The following is a 12,269-nucleotide window of genomic DNA, read 5'->3' as shown; positions in this document are numbered from 1 at the left end:
CTAATAGTGATTTAGGATATGAAGAAACAATAATTAAACTTAATGAAAAGTTGAAAAAATGACATCCAAGTAATGATAAATATGTACTACAAGAAGAATAAAAAAGAGGAACTGCTTAATGGCAAGAAAATCAGAAAGAATATGTCATAGTTATTTCTTTATAATAAATACCAAGAGAAATTGCGCTATGCAATTTCTCTTGAGGCTTAAACTGAAATTAATTATAACTCATCCTCGATAACTTCATTATTATTTTTATTACCATTACCATTGCCATTACCGTTGCCGTTGCCATTGCCGTTACCATTGCCTGGCTTCACAACCAACACATCAAATGTTAGTGTGTGCTCACCATACTTTACTCTAACCGTCGTATTACCTTGACCTTTTCCTTTTACAGCCCCTGCTTTTACAGTAGCTATTTTATCATTCTCTACTTCGTAGGTTGCAAGCTTTGTAACATCTTTTTCTGTTGTTTTACCATCAAAAGTAGTTACTTCAGTAATTTTAACTGGAACTTCTTTACCTATTCTAGTTTCCACCTGAGCTTGGTCAATTTCTAGTGTTACTATTGGTTCTTTTACAACAGGTGCTTTAACTGTAACATTTATAGGTACTTCATTATCACCATATGAAATAGTTATTGTCGTCGTGCCCTCACCTACAGCAGTTACTAATCCATTTACTATTGTTGCAACATTTTCATCTCCAACAACATAAGTAGCTTTTGAAGTTACGTCTTTCTCTGTTGCAGCACCTTCTGCAGGCGTTGTCGTTTCTGTTACCGTAAGTTGTGCAGTTTCACCAGCTGTTAAGTCTAGCTTAGTTGGATTTACAGAAAGTGCTATTACTGGTTCTACTACTTCTTTTTCATATATCTTCGCTTCACCAACATTCCCGGCAGCATCTTTAATGATTACTGAAACAGCATTTGTTTCTGCTGTTACTGGGAATGTGAAGCTACCGTCTTGATTTAATTCAAAAGCTACTGGCGCTTGTACTTCGCCATTTATCGTCGAAATATAGGAAGCTTTTAATTTATCATTTAAATTGTAATCTAAACCGTATAAATATAGCTCTTCATTGTAATCGATATATTTATCTGTTACTTGTCCTGTAGCGACACCTTTAGCTACTGAACCAGTAATTTCTGGTTTAGTCGTTTTCACGATAATTGGTCCAACATAATCGGAAACTACTCCTGATGCTGCAAGACCGGTGAAGTCAATTGTATACAGACCATCTGGAATCTTTGTGGCAGGTGCTGTTCCCCATGGTTTGTACTGCCCAGCAATATTTAGCGTATAAGAGCCTTTTCCTAGTGCAGTACCAGCATGTAGATAACCAATGTAGCCGTCTCCGTATTCTCCACCTTTAGGATTCATAATATCCCAAAGCTCGATATAGTTAGTTGTTACATCTCCAGTTAATGTGAATGACAGTACAGCTGAATCTTTTACCCCATCTCCGTTAAAGGATAGGTCTGTTTCTGTAATCTTAAAATCTTTAATTTCAGTTGCTGCCGCGCTACCAAAGTCAGCTGCGAATGGCAATGAAATTTCTGTATCTCCACTGCTGATATAAATATACCCTAGTATTTCAGAGCCTTTTGGTGCCGTAGCTTGCGAAGCAGTTAATGTAATATTTAAAACTTGCTCTCCGACTAGATTAAATGTCGGCTGATCGACAGTAACAGTTGCATCACCAAATGTTTTTGTCACATCAATTGATACGTTATAATTGCCGCCGTTCCCTTTAATATCTTTTACTAAAACTTGTTTCGTTACAGAAATATCCCGGTCTTTAAGAGATTGGGGACCGAAAGTAACTGTACCTTTCAAGTTTTCTGCAACTGCACCAGTTCCATCTAAAATTGCGCTATCAAGTGCATAGGCAAGAATTTCCGGATGAGCTGCTGCATAAGCATTTACACGCCCTGCACCTTGAGAAAACACATCGTATTTTGTTTTATCTAAAACCATTGCTGTATTAGAAAGCGCCACTTTTACATCGAAGGCGTTCCAATCAGGATTTGCTTGTTTAACTAATGCAACAATACCTGTAATATGCGGTGTTGCCATAGAAGTTCCTGTTTTACGAGCATATGCTTCCCTATAATCAACAGCAGGGAAATCTTTTTTATACATCGGAATCGTTGACATAATGTTTGTTCCAGGTGCACTTACATCTGGTTTAATATCAAAATTTGGTGTAGATGGTCCACGTGAACTTGAAGAGTTTACATCATCTCCCAGTGTCTTTGAGGATGCAAATTTACTAAAGCTTACTTTTCCAGTTCCACCTGCTAATGCAGCGCGAATTGCATCGCCATCCGTTTGTGACATATCAAATGTTGGCAGAAAATCAAATGCATCACCAAGGAATGTGCCTGAAATGTTCGGTGCATTCGTTCCACCAGCAAAGTTATGAATAATTGTTGCGACTGCTCCATTTGCCTTTGCATTCGCAATTTTATCAACGAATGCGATACTGCCACGGGAAATCAATGCCACTTTACCTTTTACATTAATTCCTTCGAAGTCTTTTACTTCCCCGTTCCCAGGAACAGCAACTAGGTCAAATTCTCCTTGAAGCTGTGTTGCTAAATTTTTCCCAAAAGTCGTGCCCATTAACGGAAGCTGCTTTGTTAAATTGTAGTTGCCAACTGTAACATTCACTTCCCCGTTATACATTGTTTCAGGATTTGTTGTGTTACCAACAGCAATTCCTAAACGGGCCGTTGCAGGCGTGCCTATTGTTCCGCGATTTGGACCTTCGTTCCCTGTTGCAATTACTCCGATTGTTCCAGCCATCATTGCATTATTAATAGCAAATGAGCCTGCATCCGTTTCAGAGTTTGCGCCCCCGCCAAGTGAAAGGTTGATAACGTCCATTTTTTCTTTTACAGCAGTTTCAATTGCTTTAATAATACCAGATGTAGCTCCACTTCCGTACGCCCCAAGAACACGGTAAGCATAAAGGTCTACTTTTGGAGCAATTCCTTTTATACCGAATTCGTTAGCTCCGATTGCTGCAATTATTCCAGCAACATGTGTACCGTGAGAAGTGTAGAACGAGCTTCCTTTTTCATTAATTTCAGGTGTTCCGGCAGGACGCTCCGAAGGCAATGTTTCCGATGCGTCGTCATCTGCCCGAGGCTTCGTGTAAGTTGCTGAATTCGGAATGAAGTTTTTCCCACCTTTGTAAATTCCAGCGAACTCAGGATGATCTGCATCAATACCAGTATCTAATACTGCTACTTTTATTCCTTGTCCTTCAATTCCTTCCTTCCAAAGCTGTTCGATGCCAAGGAAAGAATTACTTGTATTCATTCGTGCTTCTAATGGATCTTCCTTCTTAAGTTCCGATGATTTCATCGGCTTATCTTCTGATGCGTAAACAATTGCATCAGGTTCGATTAATGTAATTCCTTCCACTGTAAGCAATTTCGGGAGATCGTTTGCTTTCACAGTTGCCGCAAAACCGTTTAAGACAGTGTCAAATGAGTATCCTTGAGTCATCTGAACTTTTTTAGCAGCTAACTCTTTTTTAACTTCTGCTTGCTGTGCTTTTACATTTGAACGAACTTCATTTGCTTGGGCATTAGAGAATTTTTGGCCTTTGACTTGGCTTATTCCTTGCTCAAGTGCCACAGGCTTTTCAGATAAATGAACGATGACTGCAATATCTTGATTGCCTGATACATTTTGTAAGCTTTCGTGAAGAGTTGGTCCATCTTTAGACAAGCTTAGCTGTTCAGCGATAGCCGCCTTTAGTTGCATGATACTTTCACTTTGACTATCCTGCTTGAATAGTTTTGATTCTTCAGCATGAGCACTCGACAATGGAACCAATAGAGAAAGCACCATAAAGAAAGCTAGAATACTACTTAAGAACTTCGTAAACTTAAACTTTTTCAAATCTCAATTCCTCCCCTGCCTTTAATTGTCACACTTTTCAGTTTAGTGTGATATTTCCAATTTATCACAAGAAAACTATTCCGAGTATCCCGATATTTGAATATTCCGAAATATTGATAATTAGTATCAGTTTATCAAATATAGATTAAATCTATCTTCCTAGTAATTTAATAAAAAAGTAGAACTTTCAAACGAAAAACAACTTACCGTAATTTATTAATTTTTGGTTTGATAACCAACTTGGAGAAAACAGCCTAGTTTTAAAAACATTGCGCTTCGACATCGGAAGACTTAAGACAAATTGGAACTTCCAAAAGAATAGTCATGCTAGAGACTTCCTGTTCGTCATTTGGCCAGCTGGAAAAGTGTGAAATGGTAATAAAAAACCAGCGTCTCTGTTGAACTACATTCATAACAGAGAGCTGGTTTATTTCTTTTATCCACATTATCGGGTCACTATTAAAACTCTTTATTGCTGGCGAGATTCTGTCATTTGCTTCCAAACAGAACCTTTTGCTTCCTCACCCTGTTCGATGCGGGCAATCGCCATTTTTACTTGTAGCTTCACTTCAAACTCTTTATCTTCTGCAGCAGCCTTTAATGCTGCTAATGAATTATCAGTGCCAACCTCATATAAGTACATAGCTGCACGCCAACGAACAAGTTTGTTTTTATCCTGTAATGCTTGTTGCATCACGTCTTCAAATTCCACAAAGCCGAGGTCACTCATACAATCTCCGGCAGTTCGACGGACCGCTGCACTTTTGTCCTGTAATGCCTTTTCCAAATATGGCACGACTGCCACATCTTCAATCATTCCTAAATAAACGGTTGCCAGTCGACGGATAGACATTTGCTCATCTTGTAACGCCAAATCTAAAAGCGGTAAATCCTCTAGCTCTGGATCTGCCATTTGGTCAAGCAATTGGAAACGTTTTTCCCATTCTGGTCGCTTAAACTGTTCAACAGTAATTTTTAGTTTAGCTGGCTTCTGAATAGTTTTCTCTGAATCATTAATCGTTGCAACAATCTCCGTTAAACGTTCCTCAGAATATGTCACATCGATTTCTTGTTTTACTGCTTCCGCAATTTCCTCAAGCTCTCCGTAACGTACGCCATAATCGATCCATTTACGTTGGAAAATATAATTCTCATCCACTGCTGTTTCAAGAATTTTATTGAAAGCTTCCACAAAGCGCTCACCACAGCTTACACGGTACTCTCGTTGATTATCAAATACCTTTACTTGCAGTGGTACTTGCTTATAAAATTGCACATGAACGTACACTTCCCCATAAAATTCATTGGCTACTTGTTCTTTGTTCTCTTCCTGTATATCTTCACCTAGCGCTTGGCGAATGCTTGCTAAAATACCTTCCCATGCATACTTTGCGTTACGCTCAACAGCGAAGAAATCCGCTACATGGTAAACACCTTTAACACCTTCGATTGCTAAAATCGCTGCTACTTCACCAGTTGCTTCATCTTTATTATCTTTTGTAAAATTATAGCTTTTGCCAAAAGGTAACTCTGTATCAACGACAATCTTCATAGAATTAGGACTTGGTGTCGGTTCAATTGTCATAATCTTCATGTCTATCGCTCCTTATCCATTTACGATTTCATCTAAATAGGACCATCTTTCAATAAGGTGTTCATATTGTGCATTTAGCTCATCTAGCTTCGCCGTTAATTCCTGTAGTTTTGTAAAATCAGCACCAGCGTTGGCGATACCTTCTTCCGTCTCCATAATCGCTGTTTCTGTCTTTTCTATTTCATCAGCAATTGTTTCCCATTCTTTCTGCTCTTTAAAGGATAACTTTTTCTTGTCCGATTTAGGCTTTTCGACCTTAGTTTTTTCGACTTTTGGCGATTCTACCTTTACAGCGGATTCCTGGTTACGCTTTTGTAAATATTCACTGTAAATATCAAGCGTCTCATTAACATGCCCAAGACCATCTAAAATCCATAGCTTTTTCGCAATACGATCTAAGAAAAAGCGATCGTGAGATATAGTGATAACAACTCCAGGGAAATGCTCAATGAAATCCTCGAGTACACCTAATGTTTCAATATCCAAATCATTTGTAGGCTCATCCAGTAACAGTACGTTTGGTTGCTCCATTAATAATCGTAATAAATGCAGACGTTTACGCTCACCACCCGATAGTTTACCGATAGGTGTACCGTGTGCATGAAGTGGGAATAAGAAACGCTCCAGCATTTGTGCTGCCGAATAACGTACACCCTCCGCATCTGTGATATCATTGGAAGCTTCTCGGATATATTCAATCATGCGCTCGTTTTCATTCATTTTTGGTAAAGTTTGTTTAAAATGCGCTAACTTCACTGTCGATCCAACAAGAATTTCACCAACATCTGGTGTAAGCTCTCCTGATAACATGTTCATTAATGTTGATTTTCCTACACCATTTGCTCCGATAATGCCAATACGGTCGCCCTGTTGCAGTAAAAATGAAAAGCTTTCGAGAATTTTTTGATGGCCAAAAGCCTTTGAAATATTTTCAGCCTCTAAAACTTTCCGGCCAAGACGAGTTGTTGCTAGGCCCATGTCAAGAGAAATATCCTCCGATTTACGCTCTAAGTTATCCTCTAACTGCTCGAAGCGCTGGATACGTGCCTTTTGCTTCGTAGAACGCGCTTTCGCTCCACGACGAATCCATTTTAATTCTGAGCGATAGCGGTTGCGGTCCTTTTGTGCGGAGGCTGCTTTCATTTCCTCACGAATAGCACGTGCTTCTAAATAATCCCCATAATTCCCAGTATGTCGGTATAAGGTTTGATCAGCTAGCTCGTAAATATGAGTAGAGAGCTCATCTAAGAAGTAACGATCATGGGTAATAAATATAACTGCTCCCTTTAATCGTAACACCATTTCCTGCAGCCACTCTGTAGACTGCACATCTAAATGGTTGGTAGGCTCGTCCAATAAATATAAATCTGCCGGCTCAATTAATACTTTAGCTAAAGCAACACGCTTTTGCTGACCGCCTGACAATGTTAAAACCTCTTTATCAAACATTTCAATGCCAAGCTTCGTAAGCGCCGTCTTAGCAAGTGCATTGACATCCCACGCCTGCTCCTCATCCATACGATGCTGCAAGCTAAATAGCGTTTTTTGTAAACTTTCTGAAGTCGGATTTAACGCAAGTGCAGCAACGGTTTCTTCATATTCACGATTCAGTTTTAATATAGGGGAATCCCCTGCAAACACTGCTTGTAACACTGTTTCTCCACTTTGAAAAGTAGGCTCCTGTGGTAAATAGGCAACACGATATTTATTTGGGCGGTCTACTTCCATTGAATCCGCTTCGATTTCACCAGCTAACATAGAAAGCAATGTGGATTTACCAGTACCATTAATACCAATTAACCCAGCTCGCTCCCCTTCATAAATCGTAAATTCAATATTTTGAAAGAGCGTTTTATCGCCCACTGTTTTCGTTAAATTTTGTACTATTAAATGACTCATTACACTTGTCCATCTCTTTCATTTAAGGGTTGTTTAATGTCCATACTACTTTTAATATGTAGTTTATTATAGATATCCATTTTTATCATAACACCAAATGACAGGTAAACAAAGGACAACAAACTCTTCTGACCTATCTAAAAAACGGATCCTCACCGAAACGTGTGGTTGATCTCCGTTCCGGCTGGGCGCTTACCAGCGGGCGTCCGATGAGCCGTTTCACTCGCGATGCTCGCTCCAGGGTCTCGGGCCAACAGATGTTTTTTGCGCGAAAGCGAAGCGGCAGCAGCACCGATGTTGGTCACGAAGGCGTTATCACAGGATGTGATGCTTTTAGCCTTCGTTCCTCTATTGCTAATCCCCAAGGAGTCGCCTAGCCTCCACTCCAATCAACTTATTCACATAGTAGACGTTAAGTCATCCACAACTTTTGGTGATAAACAAAAAACGCTCTCTCATGAATTGTAAATTGAAGAAGAGAGAGAGTATGTAAAAAAACCATGTAAAAAAACTTCTTAAAAATCCAAAAAAAATATCCGGATAGAAATATTTCTATCCGGATACAGACGCTAATTATTTTACCAATAACCAAGAGCCTTCCACCATAGTCCTCCTACTATGACAAAAATCAGGATGGTAACAATGGAAACGACAAATCCAACTGTCCACCATTTTTTTTGATCAATATAACCTGCACCAAAGAAGACCGGTGCTGGACCAGAACCGTAATGAGTAGTGGCGCCAAATAAATTACTAAATGCCGCTAATAATATAGCTGCCAACATAGCAGGTGCACCCGCTTGCAACATAACAGATAAAAATGCTGCATACATCGCACTAATATGTGCAGTGGAACTCGCAAAGAAATAATGAGAATAGAAATAGACTAAAGCTAATATGACAACAGCCCATATCCAACTATACCCAGATACAAGTCCACCTACTTCATTACTAAACCATGGAATCAGCCCTAGTTTGTTCATAAAAGATGCCATCATAAATAGCGTTGCAAACCAGATTAGTGTATCCCATGCTCCTTCTTCCTTTTTAATATCTGCCCATGTTAATACATCTAACAATAACAGCAATGAAAGACCTATAAGAGCTGCCGTTGTTGCACTAATGCCTAAGTAATCTCCACCAATCCATAATGACAACACAGCAACAAATACAACGATCATTCGTTTTTCAGAACTTTTCAGTGGACCAAATTCATCCAGCTTCTTTTTAGCGATCGCTGCTGCCTCTGGTGTTTCTTTGATTTGAGGTGGATAGATTTTATAAATAACATAAGGAACAACGATTAAAGCCGTTAATCCAGGGACAATCATAGCCATTGCCCAACCAAACCAAGTAATAGTTACTCCAGCTGAATCACTTGCTAGCTTAACAATTAAAGGATTCGCTGCCATGGCTGTCATAAACATAGCTGATGTTATTAAATTACCTTGAAAGCCTACCTTTAAAAGAAAGGCCCCCATCTTACGCTCTGTCCCGTCATCTGGTTTAGATCCGAAAGTATGAGATAATGACTGGATAATCGGGAATATAACACCACCTGCACGAGCTGTATTACTAGGAATAGCAGGTGCCAATATTAGATCACTCGCTAGTAAAGAATAAGACAGACTCAATGTTTTTTTCCCAAAAAGACGAACAAATACATAGGCAATGCGTTCCCCTAGTCCCGTTTTTATAAATCCACGAGAAATAAAGAAGGCAATAACAATTAGCCAAATCGTTGAATTACCAAAACCGCTTAATGTCTCTTCAATCGTTAATGTATTTGTTATGGCAATCATAGCCATAGCAATAAATGATATTGCTCCCATTGGCAACGGTTTCGTTATAAAACCTATAATGGTCGCAACAAAAATAGCGAACAAGTGCCACGCTTTTTCATCTACTCCTGAAGGTACTGGACAAAACCAGATAGCCACACCAACAGCAAGGGATATGAAGAAAGGAATCCATTTGACTGCGCTTTTTGCTTCTTTCATGATGTTAAAACTCCTTTGACTATTACCCCAATGTATTTAAAAGGAGATTTCTCCCACGATCTACTAATTATAATGAAAAATAGACCTAATTCAAGATTCCCTTTGTCGAAAAACATAAGTAATTATATATGCTTTATGTAATGAATGAAAAGATTTTTAACTCATTACTAAGAAAAAAATGATCTCGCTTCAGAAATATTTCCCTTTTTGTTAATATTATTGGGAAAAAGTTACTTTTTATCAATTCATTAAAATTAGCATGTGCACAATCCATTAAAAAGATACACACAATGTTTATATCAACTTATATGTCGGGGATCAATCCTCTTTCATTTCATACAGTAAAAAAATTAATCATCTCACGGCCTGTCATTAGAATACAATGTAATATTCTACAAGGCTCAATTATCTCGTAAGCTCCTGATGATAGAATGACTATTTTCTCAAAAGCTTATTTTGAGGTTCTCCCAGATAATATGCAAGCTTAATAAAAATGCTGTACTTTGAATAAGTCCTCGTTATGTAAAATTTTTTAAGATTTCTTCGTATAAGAATTGCTGGATTATTACAAACTGATAGTATTTATCAATTAGAAAATTATAAAAGGAGTATTCATAGATGCCATTTGTCACCATATTTGGAGGAAAAACTTTTGAAGTAGAAGAAGGAAAAAAATTAGTATTAGCTCTTGAAGATAATAATATAAACATTTTGCATAAGTGTGGCGGAATAGCAAAATGTACAACTTGTAGAGTGGAGGTATTAGCGGGTGAATATAAGGACATTTCAAAAATAGAAAAACACGCCTTCGCTATAAAAAATATTGATGAGAATTTATATGAAGACTGTTTAAGGCTATCTTGTCAAATTCGTGTAATAGGAGACATTACTGTTCGGCCAATTTTAACACTAGAAAATACACAGGACGATAGAGGTCCAAGACCAGCAGATTAACCAAGTATCGATTAATATAATTCAAAAGGCATGGAAGTGGTTGCAATGCCCATTAGCTTCCAATGCCAGTTTTTATTTATTTATTTATTTATTTAATATTTTCGTCGCGTTACTTATCCACAGCCTGTTTGGAAAGAAAGGTTTAAAGTCATTACACCATGAGCAATTAGAATGATCCCTGTTCCATAACTAGCTTGGGATGAAGCAAACCATGCTGCTACATCCGCATTTTCCCCCGGTCTTCCTTTGGATTTTTTCCAGTTATCGCTACCCATTATGGGTTTATGGGTTTCTACGAATAATATTATCTGCCATTCGTATCGCAAGTGCAACCGTTGAGTTTGTCGGGTTTGCTGCAGCAAGAAAAGGTATTACACTGTTGTCTGCTACATACAGACCTGAGACACCATGAATTTCTCCATAGGAATTGGTTGCCGAAGTAGATGGGTCGGTACCCATCCGACATGTACAGGATTCATGAACGTCACTTCCTGGTGGCATTAAGGTAGGCTCACCATCTAATGTAACTCCCATCGCAGTAGCAGATTGAATGATTCCCTCACGCATTTGATTAATAACAACCTTATCCCTTTCACTATAAGAAAAGTTTACTTGCCCTAGTGGAACACCATATTCGTCTCGTTGGTTAGGATCTAAGAAAACCCTGTTCTCTCTTCGAGGCTCTACCAAACCGAAAGTTGCATAGACAACACTAACTTGGTTAGGAAGTACCTTATCTTCAAACTGTTGGTAAGAAAAATATTGATTAGGACCTAATATTTGTATTTGATAAGGAAATTGCCTTGTTTCACGTTTCAAAATTGCTAAATTACCGATATTCTCTGAGAACTGCTTGCGACTTATTTTTCCCGTACCTAATACAAATGAATGATTAGTTAAATAGCGCCCTATAGCTGGACCATCAATACCGGAATTTAGCAAAATTCGAGGTGTCTCTAATGTACTTGCAGAAACAACCACATTTTTGGCCCGAATAGTGTAAGTTTTTTTGTCTTGTGTTGATGCAACACTTACCCCAACAGTTCTTCCGTTTTGAACCAATACTCGCGTCGTATAAGCATTTAACGCAAGATCAAATGGTCTATCATTGAAGGCATACGCAAGAAATTTGATTGAACTAAACCATGCGTTAGAGTAAATTTCCCCCATGCGTGGTCCTCTCATATCAATGGCAAGAGGCATATTCGTGGCCTCTAGAATACCACCAGCGTGAAGCCGATTCATAAGAATCCGTTGCATTGAAGATCCATCTGCATAGGATGTTGTACAATTCAAGACACGCTCTGCCATTCTGAAATATACATCTAATTCATCTGGATGCACAGGCCAATTCTGAAGATGAAACTGAGCAGGTCTCGGACAGGCAGCATTCCAAAACAATGTCCTGCCACCCAGTGCAAATGTTAATCTTGCACCTGAAAATTCTGGTAAACTTTCTCCTACAGGAGTAGAATTGTCAGGCCATAGCTGATCGCGCATTCGATCGACATTCATTGTGGGAATATTCAGCGCATGTGAATGAAATAGTTTCGTTCCTTTCTCTAAAATACCGATTCGCTTAGCCCCTTGATGCTTCCACATTTCGCATAAACGGTAAAGCGTTGCCCCACCACCTGCTCCACTTCCGACGATTAGAACATCATAGTTCGTATTGGCCATATCCTCCAGCGATTTAGTCGGGATCCAATTATTTGGATAAACCCACATAATACACGTCCTTTCGTGTTAGTCTTTGACATTTAAGTTTATGACTTTCGCTAATTTGATATCACCATTCATTCAAGAACAAAGACCAGGTTTAAAGTGGGTGATACTCCTATTATTTCTCTTTTTCCTAGAACATAAAAAAAGGCATCGGGAAGGGGAAAATATCTGATAGCT

Annotated in this window: 6 protein-coding genes and 1 pseudogene; 1 reads left to right on the top strand and 6 read right to left on the bottom strand. The window is 38.7% G+C overall.

Annotated features, from left to right (window positions below; genetic code table 11):
• Positions 1–221: 221 nt before the first annotated feature.
• The 4 genes from PVA17_RS07015 to PVA17_RS07000 form a co-directional block, all read right to left on the bottom strand.
• On the bottom strand, positions 222–3,920 hold the full coding sequence (locus PVA17_RS07015) for a S8 family serine peptidase (RefSeq protein WP_274067267.1): 3,699 nt from the start codon (positions 3,918–3,920) through the stop codon (positions 222–224).
• Positions 3,921–4,389: 469 nt separating this feature from the next.
• A complete protein-coding gene (locus tag PVA17_RS07010; protein WP_132358868.1) occupies positions 4,390–5,514 on the bottom strand; it encodes a conserved virulence factor C family protein in 1,125 nt (374 codons plus the stop codon).
• A 12-nt stretch (positions 5,515–5,526) separates the two neighbouring features.
• Complete coding sequence (locus PVA17_RS07005) at positions 5,527–7,413, bottom strand: ABC-F family ATP-binding cassette domain-containing protein (RefSeq protein WP_132358870.1); 1,887 nt, start codon at positions 7,411–7,413, stop codon at positions 5,527–5,529.
• A gap of 578 nt (positions 7,414–7,991) precedes the next feature.
• Entirely contained in the window at positions 7,992–9,413 is a 1,422-nt protein-coding gene (locus PVA17_RS07000; protein WP_132358872.1) for an anion permease, read from the bottom strand.
• A 618-nt stretch (positions 9,414–10,031) separates the two neighbouring features.
• On the opposite strand from PVA17_RS07000, the gene PVA17_RS06995 reads away from it, so the two are divergent.
• On the top strand, positions 10,032–10,367 hold the full coding sequence (locus PVA17_RS06995) for a 2Fe-2S iron-sulfur cluster-binding protein (RefSeq protein WP_132358874.1): 336 nt from the start codon (positions 10,032–10,034) through the stop codon (positions 10,365–10,367).
• A gap of 113 nt (positions 10,368–10,480) precedes the next feature.
• Here PVA17_RS06995 and PVA17_RS06990 read toward each other — a convergent pair.
• Positions 10,481–10,612: pseudogene (locus PVA17_RS06990) on the bottom strand (glucose-1-dehydrogenase); the annotation flags it as partial.
• A gap of 37 nt (positions 10,613–10,649) precedes the next feature.
• Positions 10,650–12,095 carry a GMC oxidoreductase gene (locus PVA17_RS06985; RefSeq protein WP_274067266.1) on the bottom strand — a complete coding sequence of 482 codons (1,446 nt, stop codon included), beginning with the start codon at positions 12,093–12,095 and terminating at the stop codon, positions 10,650–10,652.
• Positions 12,096–12,269 lie beyond the last annotated feature (174 nt).

This window comes from Lysinibacillus sp. CNPSo 3705 (genome assembly GCF_028674935.1).
Lineage (GTDB): Bacteria > Bacillota > Bacilli > Bacillales_A > Planococcaceae > Lysinibacillus.
This window is presented reverse-complemented; position numbering and strand designations above follow the sequence as displayed.

Coding starts and splice junctions, on each gene's coding strand:
- PVA17_RS07010 (WP_132358868.1), bottom strand. CDS start 5,514: ATGAAGATTATGACAATTGAACCGACACCAAGTCCTAATTCTATGAAG.
- PVA17_RS07005 (WP_132358870.1), bottom strand. CDS start 7,413: ATGAGTCATTTAATAGTACAAAATTTAACGAAAACAGTGGGCGATAAA.
- PVA17_RS07000 (WP_132358872.1), bottom strand. CDS start 9,413: ATGAAAGAAGCAAAAAGCGCAGTCAAATGGATTCCTTTCTTCATATCC.
- PVA17_RS06995 (WP_132358874.1), top strand. CDS start 10,032: ATGCCATTTGTCACCATATTTGGAGGAAAAACTTTTGAAGTAGAAGAA.
- PVA17_RS06985 (WP_274067266.1), bottom strand. CDS start 12,095: ATGTGGGTTTATCCAAATAATTGGATCCCGACTAAATCGCTGGAGGAT.